Raw genomic sequence first — 15,559 nt, forward strand, 5'->3', positions numbered from 1 at the left:
TGATTCTCATGTTCTCTTCAAAGCTTCGCTGGGCAGCCCTGGCCCTGCTGCCCGCTGCCGGTCTCGTCCTGTCCGGCTGCGGCGCCGGCGGTGGCGCGGGCGCCTCTGACGACGGGCGGCTGTCGGTCGTCACGGCGTTCTATCCGCTGGAGTACGCCGCCTCGCGGGTCGCGGGTGACCATGCCAACGTCACCAACCTGACCAAGGCCGGCAGCGAGCCGCACGACCTCGAGCTCACGCCGAAGGACGGCGCCGCGATCGAGGAGGCTTCGCTCGTCGTCTATCTGAAGGGCTTTCAGCCCGCCGTCGACGAGTCGATCGCCCAAGGCGGCAAGGAGCACAGCTTCGACGTCACGCCGGCGGCCGAGCTCCTGCCGCTGGCGGAGGAGCCTGGCCACGAGGACGCCGGCCATGAAGAAGGCGGCGAGGAGCACGAGAGCGAGATGCCGGGCGGCACCGACCCGCACTTCTGGCTCGATCCGGTGCGCTACGCCAAGGTCGTCGACGCGATCGGTGCGCAGCTGGCGTCGGTCGATCCGGACCATGCCTCCGACTACCGCGCGAACGCCAAGGCGCTGCACGGCGAGCTCGACAAGCTCAACTCCGAGTTCAGGACCGGGCTCGCCTCCTGCGCCAACAAAGACCTCGTGACCAGCCATGAGGCGTTCGGCTACCTCGCGGCTCGCTACGGCCTGGAGCAGATCGGCATCGCCGGGCTCTCGCCCGACCAGGAGCCGTCGCCGGCGAAGCAGGCGGAGGTGGCGAAGTTCGTCCGCGACCACGAAGTCCATACGATCTACTACGAGACGCTGGTCAACCCCGACGTCGCCAAGTCGCTCGCCGACGAGACCGGCGCGAAGGTCGACGTACTCGACCCGCTCGAGGGCATCACCGACCAGTCGAAGGGCAAGGACTATCCGAGCGTGATGCAGGCCAACCTCGACGCCCTGCAGAAGGGACAACCCTGCACGTGAACCAGATCATCTCGCTGCGTGGCGGCAGTTTCGGCTACGCGGGCCGGCCGGTGCTGCACGACGTCGACTTCGACGTCGCGGCCGGCGAGGTGGTCGCCGTGCTGGGGCCGAACGGCTCGGGCAAGTCCACGCTGGTCCGCGGCCTGATGGGGCTGGTGCCGCTGCTGGGCGGTGAGCTTCGGCTGTTCGACGTACCGTCGCGGCGGTTTACACAGCACGGACGGCTCGGATACGTGCCGCAGCGGCATTCGGTCGGCGGTGGCGTACCCGCGACCGTCGAGGAGGTCGTCGCGTCGGGGCGGCTGGCTCGGCGGCGCTTCCTGCCGGGGCTGCCGGCGATGCTGCCGGTGCTCGACCGCGGCGTGGTCTGCGACGCGATCGCGACCGTCGGGCTGACGGAGAAGATCGGGCAGGCGGTGTCGTCGCTGTCCGGGGGGCAGCAGCGGCGGGTGCTGATCGCGCGGGCGCTGGCCGGCGAACCGGACGTGCTTGTGATGGACGAGCCGTTCGCCGGCGTCGACGGGCCGAACCAGGAGATCCTGGCCGACACGCTGCGGGCGCTGGTGGCGGGTGGCGTCACGCTGGTCGTCGTCACGCACGAGCTGGGGCCGCTGGGCGGGCTGGTGAGTCGTACGGTCGTGATCCAGCACGGGCGGCTCGACTACGACGGGCCTCCGACCGATGCGGTGCTGAGCCGGTTCGGTGGCGTGGGTGATCCGGACCCGCACGCATCGTTGGGGTCGCCGGAGCGGCGGGCCGCTTCCGGCAACGGGCTGGGGATCCACGACACGGGGATTGCGGGCTGATCTTTCTCATGGAGCTTCTCGAGTTCGCGTTCATGCAGCGGGCGCTCGTTGCAGCGCTGCTGATCGGGCTGACCGCGCCGACCGTGGGGATCTTTCTCGTACAGCGGCGCCTGTCGCTCTTCGGCGACGGCATGGGGCACATCGCGCTGACCGGGGTCGGCATCGGGCTGGTGACGGGGGCGGCGCCGGTGTGGGCCGCGTTGGTGTGCACGGTGGTGGGCGCTGTCGTCGTGGAGCTGATGCGGTCGCGGGGGCGTACCGGTTCCGACGTGGCGCTGGCCGTGCTCTTCTACGGCGGCATCGCCGGCGGTGTCGTACTCGTGGCGAAGGCGCCGGACGGGACGTCGGCCAACCTCAACGCGTACCTCTTCGGCTCGATCACCTCGACGACGCCGGGCGACCTGGTGGCGTTCGCGGTGCTGGCGTGCGTCGTGCTGGTGGCGGCGTTCGGACTGGCTCGCCTGCTGTTCGCGGTCGGGTCCGACGAGGAGTACGCCCGGGCGTCGGGGCTGCCGGTGTTCTGGGTCAACCTGGCCCTGGCCGTGATCGTCGCCGTGACCGTCGTAGTCTCGATGCGGGTCGTGGGATTGTTGCTGGTCAGCGCGCTGATGATCGTTCCGGTGGCGACTGCGCTGCGGCTGCGGCATTCGTTCGCCGGCACGTTGACGCTGGCGATGCTGCTGGGAGTCGTGGTCAGCGTGGGCGGTGTTGCAGGGTCGTACTATCTGGACACACCATCCGGCGGCACGATCGTCCTGGCCGCGATCGGCTGCTTCGTCGTGGTGGCCTTGGGCGCTTTCGTCCGCGAGTCACTGCGGCGGCCGCACGACGAGGCGGAAGACCACCGGCACAAGCACGGGCCAACCTGTGGGCATGCCGCGGTGGAGCACGAAGACCACATCGACTACCTCCACGACGGCCACCGCCACGCCGCACATGGTGCGCATTACGACGAACACTGAGCGGATGGGCCAGGATAGGGGCCCGGGGTTCGGTTATGGAAGGGAAGGAAGTGCGTTCGCGTGAACTCTCGATTCGCTCCGGCAGGTGACGCCGTGAAGCCCCGCTCGACCCGGCAACGCACCGCCGTGTCCGAGGCCTTGGAGCAGGTCGACGACTTCCGCAGCGCCCAGGAAATCCACGCGTTGCTCCGCCAGCGGGGCGACTCCGTGGGCCTGACGACGGTCTACCGCACCCTGCAGTCCTTGGCCGAACACGGCGAAGTCGACGCCATCCGCACCGCCGACGGCGAGACCGTGTACCGCCGCTGCGAAAACGCCCGCCATCACCACCATCTGGTCTGCCGCGGCTGCGGCCGGACGCTTGAGGTCCAAGGGCCGGCGGTGGAGAAATGGGCGGAACAGGTGGCGAGCGAGGCCGGCTTCATCGACATCACCCACACAGTGGAGGTCTTCGGCACCTGCCCCGAGTGCGCGGGAACCAGCTAACAGCACTCACCCCGCTGGATCGGCCTGGTCGAACGGCACGGCTTGGAAGGCGGAATCGTCGGCCAGGTGGATGAAGATGCGACCCTCCAGCATCCCGTCGGCTGTGAGGGTCGCCCAGCCGCGGCCGTTGGCCTGGTCGCATTCGTCGATGCCGTCCCAGCTGAACTCGGCGCCCGGCCGTCCGTCCCGGTCGGTGGCGCGCCAGTCCATCGCGCCACGAACGGCGATGAAGCCGAACTCGCCGTGCCCGTCAGCGGTGAACTCGATGAAGCCGGGTTCGACGAGGTCGACGTCTTCGGGGTCGAACAACTCCATCCCGACGATCCGCCACCTACCGATCAGGCCTGCCATCGTTGCTCTCCCTCGTCGTGTCGGGGTTGGCAGGATAACGAGCGCACCGGTCAGGTGCGGGGGCGGTCGAGGAGGGCGATTTCGCAGTTGAAGTTCTGGCTCCTTGACATGGAGCCGCGGAACCAGAGCAACGGGATGCGGGTTGGGTCTCCTGGGGCGACGATCGGGCGGAGGTTGTCGACGCTGGAGTCCTCGGTTATCGGGGTCCAGGTCCAGGACCTTCCCGCGTCGGATGTTCTGCCGTGGAAGATCTCGTGGTGGGGCAGGTCGGCGCCCGTTCGCGGGTCGATCGGCAGCGAGGCGTACAACGAGGACACGTCGTACGGGTCGATCGCTACCAGGCCCGTGTAGTCCTGTTCGTGCGGGAGGAGGCCGGCTCCTGCCTTCGCAAGCTGGTGCACCGACCACTCCGAGGCGCCGGGGGCCAGACTCGCGTAGAAGAAGCGGTGGTCGGCGACCGGATGGTTGCGGTCCTTGCCCTCGCCGTACTCCGGCGCCTCTTGCCGCGCCGACAGAACGGCCGCCACCGTGCCGTCCGCCGCGCGGCGGATGTCGACCGTCCAGCAGTGGGTCATGGGTTCGCCGTCCCACAAGGAGCTCGCCGCCAGCACCTTCGTCAGTGAGACCTGCGACGGCGACTCCTCCCCCAGTGCGACGGCATCGACCACTACGCCGTCGGAACGATGGAGTGCTCCAGCAGACAAATAGCCGTGGTAGATGGAGTTGTTGTAATCGCGCGGATGGTGGTCGGTCGTGATCAGGTCGATTCGCCCCGGGCTCGACGCATAACGCGTGTAGCCGTTGACGTAACCCACCTTCGGACGGGTGAAGAGCTTGCCCGCATACGTCCACGTGGAGCCATCGTCGTCGGAGACGAGGGCGCAGGGGTCGTCGTTCACCGCGCGGGCGAAGCAGTAGAGGCGGCCGTCGAGCTCGTGGAGGTTGGAGTACGTCACGCCGCGGCCGCCGGTGTACGGGCTCCAGTCGAAGGTCTGCTCCGGGCCCCAGCTAAGCGGATCCCCGGGAGAGCTCACCCGCCACCGCGTGAGGTCGTCGGTCTTGTGTTTGGTGTAGACCGCGAGCCAGCGGCCGTCCGCGCGGCGCCACAGGGCAGGGACGTCGTGGTCGTCGGTTTCGAAGCGTTCGTGCAGCACGACGACCGAGGACGCGCCTGTACGCAGGTCGACGACTGTCAACTCCACATTGCCCGACCGCTCCGGCCCGCCCGCACCTTCGGCAGCCGGACACGACGCGACGACCAGCGTCTGGCTGTCCGGGTCGATCAGCGCCCGTTCGTCCTGGAACCAGCACCATGCACCGTTGTCGTTGATCACCTGAGGCTCGCGCATGCCTCGAAGTCTGTCAGAGGAACGCCTCGACGTTCCTGACACACCACTCGAAGTGCCCGTCCTGGCCATCGGCGGAGTACGCGTTCGCCGCCGCGATGCCGTAGGCCGCGCGGTAGAGCAGCATCCGGTCGCGCGGGTGGCCGAGGGCCTCGAACCGCTCCAGCAACGCCGAGTCGTGCACGCGAGCGGAGGGCCCGTACATGTCGAAGAAACCGGCCGCCGTCGCTGCGTCGAACGTGGGGTCGCCCGCTGTAGTGAGGAAACCCCAGTCCAGCAAGGCGGTCGGCCGCCCTGCGTCGTCGACGAGGATGTTCTCCGGGCAGATGTCGCCGTGCACGATCGAGTCGCCGCTGTCCGGAGGCGCCACCAGCTCGTCCCGGATCTGCTCGACGACACGATCGAGGGACGGAAGCGCGCCCAACAGCGCCTCGCGAAAGCGGTGCGCTCGCCGCTCGACCAGCCCTGCCAGCACTTCGCCGAACGTCGAGCGCCCGGCCCACAACGCGCGACCCTCGTCGAGCGCCGGCAACGCCCGGGTCGCAGGCCCGGCCACGGTGGAACGCAGCGCGTCGGTCACCCAGACCGTCGCCTCCTGCGCGGCCGCGACCGCCAGCCGGCCGTCCCGCAACGCCGTCTTGACCGACGTCCCCGAGATCTCCCGCTCGACGCTCACGGCCACGCCGTCCCACGAGCGGATCTCCAGCATCTCCGGCGTCGCGAACGGCAAGCGCTGCGCGCCCAGCTCCGCGTAGAAACGCTGGATCGGCTCCAGCTCCCCGGCCGTCCGGTGCGTCCACACCTTGCCGACCAGCCCCAGCCCATCCCCCAGCCGGACGACGACGCTCTCCATCCCCTGCCCGATCAGCTCCGCGTCCGCGTACCCGATGCCCGCCACCGCCTCCCGCCAGGACGCCTCAGGTCGTTCCATCGCCACGCCCTCCCTTTAGGTCGAGGAGCTGCTGGGTGTGCACGGGTACGTGGTTCTCGGCTAGCCCGTCGATCAGGCCAGCGAGCGGAACCGGCTGGTCCAGCACGAGCGCGTCGTTGGACAGCAGCAACGCGGGCACCAGAACCGCGGCGGCCCGCTCGTTGAGCTGGTCGGCGATGTCGCAGAGGACGCCGGCCTGGGCGCGGACACGGTCGATCAGCTCGGCCCGTCCGGAGTGTTCGGCAATGATCCGCTCGAGGTTCCAGCCATCGAGGGCGACCCGGTTGTCGAACGTCGGGCGCGAGCCCGAGACGACGCCCAGGGCGACCGCTGCGATCGCGGCGTCGATGCTGAGGAGATGAGCCAGGATCTGGTCGGCGTTCCACCCTCCGTCGATGGCGTCGCCGAGGCCGGGCGTCGCCGCCGCCTCGAGCAGCCGCTCGTAGGCACTGCGAAGTGCTGTCGTTTCCATCGTTCTGTATCCCTCCGAGTAAAGGTTCAGGAATCTCGTTCAGCGGCTTCGGCGAAGCGTTTGATCCGCGCCAGCCGCCGATCCCAGTCGGCCGCGAGCGCGGCCATCCACCGGGCCGTCGCGTCGAGCGCCGCGGGCCGGACGGCGTACCGTGCCTCGCGTCCGACCCGGCTCACGGTCGCGAGCCCGGCAGCGTCGAGTACGGCGAGGTGCTTGACCACTGCCTGTCGCGAGACGGGCAGTCGTTCGGCCAGCGTCGTCGCCGTGGCCTCACCCTGCGCGGCGAGCAGGTCGAGCACCTTGCGCCGGGTCGGGTCGGCCAGTGCCGCGAGGACCTGGTCGACCGCCTCGCCGGCGCCACGAGGTTCGCCGCTCATGCCGGCAGCTGTTGGGCGCGTGCCTTGACCGCGTCGAGACACTGGGGCCAGCCGCCGGTGTGGTCCCTGATCACGTTGCGGCGGTTGTCGTCGGACGTGTCGAGGGCCTCGAACCCGCTCTCCACGACGTGCAGCCGCGTCTTGTCGCCCTCGGCAGTCAACGTGAACTCCACCAGCGTGCTGTTGTCCTCGCGCAGGTCCTGCCCCGGAAACGCACTGGTCCAGCGGTAGGCGACGTACGTCGGCGGCTCCACCTTCTCCACCCGTACCGGGAACTCGCCGTGCTCGGCGTGCTTCACCACCACCGACTCGCCTTCCCTGGCCACCGCGCCCGGCAGGGAAGCGGAAGCCTCGTCGGCCGCCCAGAACCCGGGCTGGGTCACCAGCGACCAGACCCGGTCCACCGATGCCGCGATCAACGTGTCGCGTTCGATCCGATCCATGTTCATGAGAGCTCCTCAGCCCTGGATTAACGTGCAACTACATAGTTGCACATCGACCCAGGCAAGCGCAACCCCAGAGTTGCACATAGACCGGCTACGGCTTGGCGCCGCCGAAACGGCGGTCGCGCTTGGCGTAGGTCTCGATCGCTTCCCAGAGGTCGCGGCGGTCGAAGTCGGGGAAGAGGCGGTCCATGAAGACCATTTCGGCGTACGCCAGCTGCCACGGCAGGAAGTTGGAGGTGCGTTGCTCTCCCGACGAGCGGATCAGCAGGTCGACGTCTGGCAGGTCGGGGTTGTAGAGGTGACGCGCGAACGTCTTCTCGTTGACCCGCTCCGGCTTCAGCCGCCCGGCCGCCACCTCGCGCGCGATCGCGGCCGCGGCGTCGGCGATCTCGGAACGGCCGCCGTAGTTGACGCAGAACTGCAAGGTGATCTTGTCGTTGCCGACCGTACGGCGCTCGGCCTCCTCCAGCTCGGAGATCACGCTCTTCCACAGCCGCGGTCGCCGGCCGGCCCAGCGGATCCGTACGCCCCAGGCGTCCAGTTCGTCGCGGCGGCGGTGGATGACGTCGCGGTTGAAGCCCATCAGGAAGCGGACCTCGTCGGCCGAACGCGACCAGTTCTCCGTCGAGAAGGCGTACGCCGACAGGCACTCCACGCCGATCTCGATCGCACCGGCGATCACGTCGAACAGCGAGAACTCCCCGCGCTTGTGCCCTTCTGTCCGCGGCAGCCCGCGGGCCTTGGCCCACCGCCCGTCGCCGTCCATGATCAGCGCGATGTGGCGTGGCACGAGTTCCTTCGGCAGGTCCGGCGGACGCGCACCGGACGGATGCGAGAACGGCGTTACGTACTCACGGCGGCGAGGGCTCATAGTGCTCATCTTCGTCGATCGGCCCCCGCGACTGGGCAGGTGGCCGGTCGCCGCGATCCAGGTGCGGCAGCGAGCGCAGGCCACGTTCCAGATGCCAGTGCAGGTACGCCGACACCAGCCCGGTCGCCTCCCGCCGAGCGCGGGTCTCGCTCCCGTCGGCGACCGGCCAGTCGCCGGTCAGCAGCGCGGACAGCAGCTCGACGGTGGGCTGTCCCGGCATCGCCACGCCGGCCGGTCGGCAGTCGCCGCAGATCATGCCGCCCGCTGCCGGCGCGAACGCGCTGTGCGGCCCGGCGACCCCGCAGCGTGCGCACGCGTCGAACGACGGTGCGTAACCGGCGATCGCCAGCGAGCGCAGGAGGTACGAGTCGAGGATCAGCCCTGGTTCGTGCGTCTGGTGGACGAGCGCCCGCAACGCGCCGACCAGCAGCAGGAAGTGCTGAGTGGCCGGCTCGTGCTCCTCGGCGACCAGCCGTTCGGCGGTCTCGAGCATCACGGTGGCCGTGGTGTAGGTGACGTAGTCGCTGCCGATCTTCTGACCGTACGGCTCCCGCGTCTCGACCTGGGTGATCACGTCGAGCGAGCGGCCCTTGGCCAGCTGCACCGTGACGTAGCCGCAGGGCTCCAGCCGCGCACCGAACCGCGAGCTGGTGCGGCGCACACCCTTCGCGACCGCGCGGATCCGGCCGTGGTGCCGGGTCAGCAGGCTGATGATGCGGTCGGCCTCCCCCAGTTTGTGCGTACGCAGCACAACGGCCTCGTCGACGTACAGGCTCACCGGCTCATTGTCCCTCAGCGTCCACGGAAAACCCGGCAGCAACCCCGGTCGCGCCTACAGCAACGCGAGCAGCCCGATGCTCGCGATCGCGTTGATGAGGAAGTGGGTCGCGATCGACGGGCCGAGGCGTCCGGTGATCATCCGGACGAAACCCGCCGCCAGGCCGGCGGCGAGCAGGATCAGGAACCGGGTCGGCTCGAGGTGGACCAGCGCGAACAACGCCGACGTGATCACCAGCACCAGCCAGTCGGCCAGCCCACGCCGGCTGAGCGCTGACCACCACATACCGCGAAAGTGCAGCTCCTCCACGAACGGCGCGCCCAGCGCGAGCACGATCAGCGCGACGACCTGCCAGGCCGCCGTGGAGTTCTCCGCGACGTTGCCGAGCGAGGACGTCGGCATCTCGCCGGTGATCGCCTGGTAGAGCACGACGAAGATCACAGCCGCGCAGATCACGACGAACGCCGCGAGCAGGCCGTAGCCGATGTCGACCCACTGGAACCTCAGCGCGAGGTCGGAACGCACACCGTTGCCGAGCTTCCGCGACACCAGGATCGGCCAGCCGGCCAGCGAGATCCAGCCGACGAGCGTGGCACCGACGCTGGCCACCACGGGGTCGGCGCCGGCAAAGATCAGCAGGAACGACACACCGAACGAGGCCACCGCGAAGCCGGCCAGCGAGCCGACCGCGTGCAGAAGGCCCCAGCGTACGGGCGGTAGCCCGGCCTCGCGGGCCGCCGCTTCCTGTGGAGCGGGCGGGTACGGCTCGTACGGCTGCGTCGTCATCGCCACCCATTGTGCCCGGCGGACCTGGAAGATCCTCGGTTTGACCGCCGGAGACGGGGGCACATGCACTCCACTGACGGCCCGCCACGCCGCGGCGGCCGGTTGACTGATCCGGCCAAACCGGTAATGGTGGGACGTGAGCTCGGCCGAGGTACCCGGTTGCGAGCTTTCAGGCATCTGCCCGCCCAGCGCCAGGGAGTGATTTACCACCACCCACCGAACCCACCTACAACAGTGGTTCGGCCTCAGGCAGGGGTTGTTCCTCCATTTCCCAGGGTCTTTCCAGGATTTGGCCTGGGCTCCAGACTCCGGCGGATCGGTTCGCCGGGGTAGTCCAATACGCAAGGAAGAGTGCTTCTATCGTGCTGACGTTGACCAACAATGCTGCCCTCGTCATCACCTCGATCACCGACCGGCCCGAGGTACCCAACGGCTCCGGCCTGCGGATCTCGGCAGACAGCGACGACATGAACAGCCTGAACCTGGCTGTCGCTGCCACGCCCACCGACGGTGACCAGGTGATGGAGGATCACGGCGCCCGAGTATTTCTCGAGCCCACCGCCCACACGCTGCTCAACGACATGGTGCTCGACGCCGACGTCGACGACCAGGGCGGCGCCCAGTTCTTCCTGGCCGCGCAGAACGACGTTCCGCCGCAGGCCTGAGCCACTTCCAGCCGGCTTCAGCCGGCCGAGCCGGTGAGGTCGTGGTGCACCCAGACGTTCGGCTCGACGTACACCGCGTAGTCGTGAGCGACATCGCAGCGTACGGGCACCAGCGCCTCGGGCACCACGACATCGCCGGTCCGGTCGAACGGCAGGCCCGTCCAGGTTCTCCACTGGTCGAGTGAGCCCGCCATCACCATCGAGGCCGGCGCCACCTGTACGACCCGCCCGCCCGCACGGGCGTGTACGCGCAGCCACGGATCCACCGGCAGGCCGTCGTCACGTAGCTCCATGAGGTAGTCGGTCATCGGCTGCTGTGGCTTCAGGTGCTTGGCGTTCGGCCGTACCGGCGCGACCAGCGCGTCGTGCCCTTGCCTCCTCGCAGCGTCCCGAAGCGCCGCCAGGATCTGATACGACAGCCCGCGACCTGTGTACGCGACATCGATCGCGATCTCCAACGCGCTTACGGCATTGGGCTTCCGCCCGGCCCTGTGATCGGCGAAACCCCACAGCAGCACTGAGTCCCAGCCGCCGTCGGGATAGAGCTCCCGGCCCGGCGGCTCGGTGCTGAACGGAATCGCCCGGCCGCGCGCGACCAGCCGGCCCCCCGCCTCGGTAGCGACGACGCAGTAGTCGGCGAACACGTCGGGCACCTGGTTGAACAACGCGTTGGCCAGCTTGTCGTGGCCCATGAACTCAGGCCACGAGTCGTCCAGCTCGTACGTCCGGTGGATGTAGTCCGGACGTTCGGCCACCGTCGTAATCGTCAGGTCGCCCACGGCGGCAAGCTTGCAGGTCACCTGCCAGGTGGCGCAAGTGAGTTCCACGCGCTCAGCGCGTCGTGCACGGCGCCGGTCGTACGTTCCAGGGCTTCGGTGTGCGCTCGCTCCAGGATGTCGGCGAAGCGAACCCGTTGCCGTGTAAGCGAAGACTCGATCGCGGCGTGCACCATCGCGAGGCTCATCACGTTGTCGTGGGCCTCCCCCATCGGATGCTCGCCGGTGCGCAGCGCGTGGACGAACTCCCGCAGCGAGCCGCCGATCCCACCGGCCGCCGGCTGGGTCGAGCCCTCCACCGGCTCGCTCGACGTCGGCAGCTCGTCGCCGCTCCACAACGCCGTTCCACGTTCGCAGCTGGCTCGCCACTCGGAGTCCCAGGAGGTCTCGAGGCCCTCGCTGCACCAGCTGCCGTTGAAGTTGAAGCGGATCCCGTCGGTCATCTCGAACAGCGCGCTCGCCGCGGCATCACCGTCGTACCAGCTCCAGGCCGGGTTGTACTCCTCGCAGTAGACCGCGACCGGCTCGGCGTCGGTGAGGAAGCGGGCCGCGTCGAACTGGTGGATCGCCATGTCGAGTACGAGCGGATGCGCCATCGCGTCGCGGAACCCACCGAAGTGTGGCGCTTTGAAGAACGTCGCGCTGAGGATGCCCAGCCGGCCGAGGCCGCGGATCTGGTCGCGGAACGCGAACAGCTTCTCGTTGTAGCGGCGGCTCTGGCTGACCATGAACAGCTTGCCGTACGCCTCGGACGCCGCCGCCAGCTCCAGCGCCTCGGCCAGCGTCGCCGCCAGCGGCTTCTCACCGATCACCGGAAGGCCGAGCTCGAACGCCTGCAACGTCACCGGGTGGTGCGCTTCGGGAATCGTCACGTCCACAACGAAGTCGGCGCCGGCCTGGGCAGCGAGCGCGGTCAGGTTGTCGGCGACCGGAACGTCCGGCAGGCCGAGCTTCTCCAACGACTGCTTGGCTCTGGCCACGTCGATGTCGACGACACCGGCCAGCTCGACCTCGTCGAACTTGTGTACGTTGCGCAGCCAGCCCTGGCCCATGCCGCCCGCGCCGACAACGATCGCGCGCAAGGTCTGTTTGCCGTCGGCCATCGTGAAAACCCTCTCCTGTCGCCTTTGTTCAGCTACGCGGCGGCGCGATGCTGCGTCCACGCGTCAGCCGGACCGGGATCAACCGGTGTTCGGAGACTCTGCCGGTCGTGGCGACGGTGCCTTCGACGGCTCCGATCGCCAGGTCGACGGCGGTCGCCGTCATCTGTTCGACCGGAAGTTCCAAGCGGGCAAGGGGAATCTCGCCCGCGATGTCAGGTACGTTGGCGACCATGACGACCGAGATGTCGGCCGGCACGTCGTATCCCGCCTCGCGCAGGATGCTCAGCAGCAACGGCGAGTGATAGTGCGTGACGAGCGCGGTCGGTGCCGGATCGGCGTCGAGCAGGGCCCGGACCCGTTTCACCAACGTCTGATGTGAGTTCGACGAGCGTACGACCGACAGCCGGATCCCGCCCGCCCGGGCCGCAGCCCTGGCTCCGGCGACCGCACGCGGCGCGTAGTTGAGGCCGTCGCGGAACTCCGCGTCCGACGAGGCGAGGAACGCGATCGTCTGGTGACCGGCCCGCGCCAGCTCGCGTACGGCCGTCGCGGCCGCCTCCTCGAAGTCGAAGTCGCACCAGGGCAGGCCATGCGGGTCGCGCGGCTTGCCGATCAGCGCCGCCGGGAAGCGCAGCTCGCGCAGAACCTCGATCCGCGGGTCGTCGGTGAGGACCGACATCAGCACCGCGCCGTCGGCCAGCCGGCTCCCGGCGACCCGGCGCAGGCCCTGGAGGCTCTCCTCGCCGGTGAGCAGCAGCAGGTCGTGGTCGTGGGTGTGGGCGGCCTGCGCGATGTGGTGCACGAAGCGGCCGGCGCCGGCTTGGTACGGACCGGAGACGTCAGGACCGGACAGCGCCAGCACGCGCGTCCGCGCGCCGCGCAAGGCCCGGGCGCCGGCGTGCGGGTGGTAACCGAGGTCCTCGATCGCCTGTTCGACGGCTCGCCGGGTGGACTCGGAGATGCTGCGGCGGTTGCTCAGGACGTACGACACCGTGCTCGGTGCCACGCCCGCTCGCCGGGCCACGTCCGCGATAGTTGCCACGGGCCACCACCTCCTTCAGCCGTCGAATCTATTCGATTGAAATCGGCATCCGATGGCCAGAGCGATGGCCGAAGCCGGACGCGAGATACCCCTGTTGGTCGAAGATATTGACAGCCTGGCCAGCCGACGGCCTATGTTTTCGCCAAGGTTACGCCGTCGAATCGAATCGACAAACCGCGAAACGCTTTGGAGACGCCATGAGCACATCGGCTCGTCCGTCCCGCCGCGCACTGCTCGGTGGAGCCGCTCTCGCAGCAGGCGCACTCGTCCTACAGGCGTGCTCCCCTGACGAGAGCAAGACGGGCAGCAACGGCCCGAAGCCGAAGGCGAATCCGGCAGGCAAGGGTTCTGAGACCAAGCCACTTCCCGTACCGAAGAAGTTCGGCGAGGCTCCCGACCTGACCGCACAGGTCAAGGCCGGCAAGCTTCCAGCCGTTGCCGAGCGCCTGCCGCAGCAGCCGTACGTCGTACCGCACCGCTGGCTGCAGCCGGGCAAGTACGGCGGGGAGCTGAACCTGCCGTGCAGCGACGACATGACGTACTCGCCGAAGGAGTACTTCTACGGCCACTCGCCGCTGCGCTGGATCAACGACGGCAAGGACATCGCGCCCGGACTGGTGGAGAGCTGGGAGTCCGACGCCGACAGCACCACGTGGACGTTGCATTTCCGCAAGGGCCTGAAGTGGTCGGACGGTCAGCCGTGGACCACCGCGGACGTGATGTTCTGGTGGGAGGACATGGTCCTCAACGAGGAGTACGCCGAAGGCATCCCGGACGTCGCGCGCTCGGGTACGGGCACGATCGCGAAGTTCAGCGCCCCGGACGACACCACGATCGTGATGAAGTTCGACGCCCCGAGCCCGATGGTGCCGGAGATGCTGGCGAACTGGGTCAAGCGCGGCATCGACGCGACGTGGATGGAACCCAAGCACTACATGCAGCAGTTCCACCCGAAGTACAACAAGAAGGTGCCGAAGGACTGGACGACCAAGTTCGACTCGATGCGGGACCACACCCGCAACACCAAGGTGCCGACGATGAACGGCTGGCAGGTCGCGACGTACGACGAGGGTCGCTCGATGACCTGGAAGCGCAACCCTTACTACTGGGTCGTCGACAAGCAGGGCAACCAGTTGCCGTACATCGACATGCTGACGTTCGAGGTGGTCGCGCAGCCGGAGACGCGCCGGCTGAAGATTCACAACGGCGACTACGACTACGTGCACGGCCCGTTCTACGGCGTGTCGCTGGCCGATGTCGCGCCGCTGCGTCGCGAAGCCGCCAAGAACAAGTACCAGATGATCATGTGGGACAGCGGATCCGGCACCGGCTCGATGTTCTTCTTCAGCCAGGACTACAACGAGCCGAAGATGCGCAAGCTGATCCGCGAGCCGAAGTTCCGGCAGGCGCTGTCGCACGCGTTCAACCGCGAGGACGTGCGCAAGGGCATCTACTTCAACGCCGGCGAGCTCACGACCGGTGGGTACGGGCCGAAGACGCTCGAGCTCACCCGCGGTGAGGGCCCGTCGATGTACAAGAAGTGGCGGGACTCGTTCGTCAAGTACGATCCGGAGCTCGCGAAGAAGATGCTCGACGAGCTCGGCGTCGTCGACAAGAACGGTGACGGCAAGCGGGAGATGCCGGACGGCACCAAGCTCGTCATCTCGCTCGACTATCCGTCCGACGAGGACGCCAGCGGTGAGCACCTGCAGAAGAACCAGCTGCTGAAGAAGAACTGGGACGCGATCGGCCTCGACACCCGGCTCAACCCCGTCCCCGCCTCGGGTTTCGACGACCAGTGGAACCAGGGCCGCGTGATGAGCAAGACCGCGTGGGAGGTCAGCACGGTCACGGTCGCAGCCGACATGCTGTGGCTGATGCCGATGGAGCCCAGCCGGTGGGCGCCGCTGCAGGGGCAGTTCTACTCCTTGCGCGGCACGCCGGACGAGAAGAAGCAGCTGGACGTCGACCCGTACAAGCGGACACCGCCACGCATGGAGCCCGAAAAGGGCGGCCCGGTCGAGCGCCTGTGGTCGCTGGCCGGTCGCGTCCGGGTGGAGACGGACGCGCTGAAGCGGGACGCGCTGATCTGGGAGATGCTGAAGGTCCACATCGAGGAAGGCCCGTTCTTCATCGGCTCCGTGGCCAACTACCCGCGGGTCGAGCTCGTCAAGGAGGGCCTGCGCAACATCCCGACCAAGGAACAGACGGGCAACGGTGGCCTGGTGAACGACTGGCACCACCCGACGCCTGCGGCGTACGACCCGGAGAGCTGGTTCTGGGCCTGATCGTCAAGGCCCGCTGTGGCGGCTCGGTGGAGCCGCCACAGCGGGCCGGCTCGGGCTGCGATGTCAACGCGAGGCTGGGCCCGGTGTGGCGGCTTGCCG

Annotated in this window: 18 protein-coding genes; 6 read left to right on the forward strand and 12 right to left on the reverse strand. The window is 68.6% G+C overall.

Translation table 11 applies throughout. From position 1 onward, the window contains the following. Positions 1-8 precede the first annotated feature (8 nt). The 4 genes from ACYVF6_RS03675 (at position 9) to ACYVF6_RS03690 (ending at position 3,228) form a co-directional block, all read left to right on the forward strand. On the forward strand, positions 9-974 hold the full coding sequence (locus tag ACYVF6_RS03675) for a metal ABC transporter substrate-binding protein (RefSeq protein WP_460515712.1): 966 nt from the start codon (positions 9-11) through the stop codon (positions 972-974). Then, positions 971-1,780, forward strand: coding sequence for a metal ABC transporter ATP-binding protein (locus ACYVF6_RS03680; protein ID WP_460515714.1), 810 nt, complete (start codon positions 971-973; stop codon positions 1,778-1,780). Before ACYVF6_RS03675 ends, ACYVF6_RS03680 begins: the two co-directional genes overlap by 4 nt. 8 nt (positions 1,781-1,788) lie before the next feature. Next, positions 1,789-2,742: a metal ABC transporter permease gene (locus ACYVF6_RS03685; protein WP_460515716.1), complete on the forward strand. Its 954-nt coding sequence runs from the start codon at positions 1,789-1,791 to the stop codon at positions 2,740-2,742. A gap of 93 nt (positions 2,743-2,835) precedes the next feature. Next, positions 2,836-3,228, forward strand: coding sequence for a Fur family transcriptional regulator (locus ACYVF6_RS03690; protein ID WP_460515718.1), 393 nt, complete (start codon positions 2,836-2,838; stop codon positions 3,226-3,228). A gap of 6 nt (positions 3,229-3,234) precedes the next feature. Here ACYVF6_RS03690 and ACYVF6_RS03695 read toward each other — a convergent pair whose 3' ends face one another. The 9 genes from ACYVF6_RS03695 to ACYVF6_RS03735 all read right to left on the reverse strand — a co-directional run bounded on the left by ACYVF6_RS03695 (position 3,235) and on the right by ACYVF6_RS03735 (position 9,586). Beyond that, the gene (locus tag ACYVF6_RS03695; protein ID WP_460515720.1) at positions 3,235-3,579 is read right to left on the reverse strand and encodes a hypothetical protein; all 345 of its coding nucleotides are present in this window, start codon (positions 3,577-3,579) and stop codon (positions 3,235-3,237) included. 50 nt (positions 3,580-3,629) lie between these two features. Next, on the reverse strand, positions 3,630-4,928 hold the full coding sequence (locus ACYVF6_RS03700) for a BNR-4 repeat-containing protein (RefSeq protein WP_460515722.1): 1,299 nt from the start codon (positions 4,926-4,928) through the stop codon (positions 3,630-3,632). A 13-nt stretch (positions 4,929-4,941) separates the two neighbouring features. Continuing rightward, the gene (locus tag ACYVF6_RS03705; protein WP_460515724.1) at positions 4,942-5,856 is read right to left on the reverse strand and encodes a phosphotransferase family protein; all 915 of its coding nucleotides are present in this window, start codon (positions 5,854-5,856) and stop codon (positions 4,942-4,944) included. Next, positions 5,843-6,328 carry a hypothetical protein gene (locus tag ACYVF6_RS03710; RefSeq protein WP_460515726.1) on the reverse strand — a complete coding sequence of 162 codons (486 nt, stop codon included), beginning with the start codon at positions 6,326-6,328 and terminating at the stop codon, positions 5,843-5,845. The genes ACYVF6_RS03705 and ACYVF6_RS03710 overlap by 14 nt, the downstream gene beginning before the upstream one ends. Before the next feature lie 26 nt (positions 6,329-6,354). Beyond that, positions 6,355-6,705 carry an ArsR/SmtB family transcription factor gene (locus ACYVF6_RS03715; RefSeq protein WP_460515728.1) on the reverse strand — a complete coding sequence of 117 codons (351 nt, stop codon included), beginning with the start codon at positions 6,703-6,705 and terminating at the stop codon, positions 6,355-6,357. Then, positions 6,702-7,154, reverse strand: coding sequence for an SRPBCC family protein (locus tag ACYVF6_RS03720; RefSeq protein WP_460515730.1), 453 nt, complete (start codon positions 7,152-7,154; stop codon positions 6,702-6,704). Before ACYVF6_RS03720 ends, ACYVF6_RS03715 begins: the two co-directional genes overlap by 4 nt. Positions 7,155-7,242: 88 nt before the next feature. After that, positions 7,243-8,031: an isoprenyl transferase gene (locus ACYVF6_RS03725; protein WP_460515732.1), complete on the reverse strand. Its 789-nt coding sequence runs from the start codon at positions 8,029-8,031 to the stop codon at positions 7,243-7,245. Then, positions 8,003-8,800, reverse strand: coding sequence for a DNA repair protein RecO (recO, locus tag ACYVF6_RS03730; protein ID WP_460515734.1), 798 nt, complete (start codon positions 8,798-8,800; stop codon positions 8,003-8,005). The genes ACYVF6_RS03725 and recO overlap by 29 nt, the downstream gene beginning before the upstream one ends. A gap of 54 nt (positions 8,801-8,854) precedes the next feature. Then, positions 8,855-9,586, reverse strand: a complete 732-nt coding sequence (locus ACYVF6_RS03735; protein WP_460515736.1) for a lysostaphin resistance A-like protein — start codon at positions 9,584-9,586, stop codon at positions 8,855-8,857. Between the two features lie 362 nt (positions 9,587-9,948). On the opposite strand from ACYVF6_RS03735, the gene ACYVF6_RS03740 reads away from it, so the two are divergent. After that, the gene (locus ACYVF6_RS03740) at positions 9,949-10,251 is read left to right on the forward strand and encodes a Fe-S cluster assembly protein HesB (protein ID WP_460515737.1); all 303 of its coding nucleotides are present in this window, start codon (positions 9,949-9,951) and stop codon (positions 10,249-10,251) included. Positions 10,252-10,268: 17 nt separating this feature from the next. Here the strand turns inward: ACYVF6_RS03740 and ACYVF6_RS03745 are convergent, their stop codons facing one another. The 3 genes from ACYVF6_RS03745 to ACYVF6_RS03755 are packed head-to-tail and all read right to left on the reverse strand — an operon-like array spanning position 10,269 to position 13,172. Next, positions 10,269-11,078, reverse strand: coding sequence for an N-acetyltransferase (locus ACYVF6_RS03745; protein ID WP_460515739.1), 810 nt, complete (start codon positions 11,076-11,078; stop codon positions 10,269-10,271). Beyond that, the gene (locus ACYVF6_RS03750) at positions 11,048-12,130 is read right to left on the reverse strand and encodes a Gfo/Idh/MocA family protein (protein ID WP_460515740.1); all 1,083 of its coding nucleotides are present in this window, start codon (positions 12,128-12,130) and stop codon (positions 11,048-11,050) included. Before ACYVF6_RS03750 ends, ACYVF6_RS03745 begins: the two co-directional genes overlap by 31 nt. A gap of 28 nt (positions 12,131-12,158) precedes the next feature. Next, positions 12,159-13,172 (reverse strand): LacI family DNA-binding transcriptional regulator, encoded by a 1,014-nt coding sequence (locus ACYVF6_RS03755; protein ID WP_460515742.1) that lies wholly within the window; start codon positions 13,170-13,172, stop codon positions 12,159-12,161. Positions 13,173-13,369: 197 nt separating this feature from the next. Here ACYVF6_RS03755 and ACYVF6_RS03760 point away from each other — a divergent pair, with 197 nt between their 5' ends. Beyond that, complete coding sequence (locus ACYVF6_RS03760) at positions 13,370-15,460, forward strand: ABC transporter substrate-binding protein (RefSeq protein ID WP_460515744.1); 2,091 nt, start codon at positions 13,370-13,372, stop codon at positions 15,458-15,460. Positions 15,461-15,559 lie beyond the last annotated feature (99 nt).

The organism is Flindersiella endophytica (assembly GCF_054779015.1).

Excerpts from the sequence above, each read along its gene's own strand:
- ACYVF6_RS03675 (WP_460515712.1), top strand. The coding sequence starts at position 9 with ATGTTCTCTTCAAAGCTTCGCTGGGCAGCCCTGGCCCTGCTGCCCGCT.
- ACYVF6_RS03685 (WP_460515716.1), top strand. The coding sequence starts at position 1,789 with ATGGAGCTTCTCGAGTTCGCGTTCATGCAGCGGGCGCTCGTTGCAGCG.
- ACYVF6_RS03695 (WP_460515720.1), bottom strand. The coding sequence starts at position 3,579 with ATGGCAGGCCTGATCGGTAGGTGGCGGATCGTCGGGATGGAGTTGTTC.
- ACYVF6_RS03700 (WP_460515722.1), bottom strand. The coding sequence starts at position 4,928 with ATGCGCGAGCCTCAGGTGATCAACGACAACGGTGCATGGTGCTGGTTC.
- ACYVF6_RS03705 (WP_460515724.1), bottom strand. The coding sequence starts at position 5,856 with ATGGAACGACCTGAGGCGTCCTGGCGGGAGGCGGTGGCGGGCATCGGG.
- ACYVF6_RS03710 (WP_460515726.1), bottom strand. The coding sequence starts at position 6,328 with ATGGAAACGACAGCACTTCGCAGTGCCTACGAGCGGCTGCTCGAGGCG.
- ACYVF6_RS03715 (WP_460515728.1), bottom strand. The coding sequence starts at position 6,705 with ATGAGCGGCGAACCTCGTGGCGCCGGCGAGGCGGTCGACCAGGTCCTC.
- ACYVF6_RS03720 (WP_460515730.1), bottom strand. The coding sequence starts at position 7,154 with ATGAACATGGATCGGATCGAACGCGACACGTTGATCGCGGCATCGGTG.
- ACYVF6_RS03725 (WP_460515732.1), bottom strand. The coding sequence starts at position 8,031 with ATGAGCACTATGAGCCCTCGCCGCCGTGAGTACGTAACGCCGTTCTCG.
- ACYVF6_RS03735 (WP_460515736.1), bottom strand. The coding sequence starts at position 9,586 with ATGACGACGCAGCCGTACGAGCCGTACCCGCCCGCTCCACAGGAAGCG.
- ACYVF6_RS03750 (WP_460515740.1), bottom strand. The coding sequence starts at position 12,130 with ATGGCCGACGGCAAACAGACCTTGCGCGCGATCGTTGTCGGCGCGGGC.
- ACYVF6_RS03760 (WP_460515744.1), top strand. The coding sequence starts at position 13,370 with ATGAGCACATCGGCTCGTCCGTCCCGCCGCGCACTGCTCGGTGGAGCC.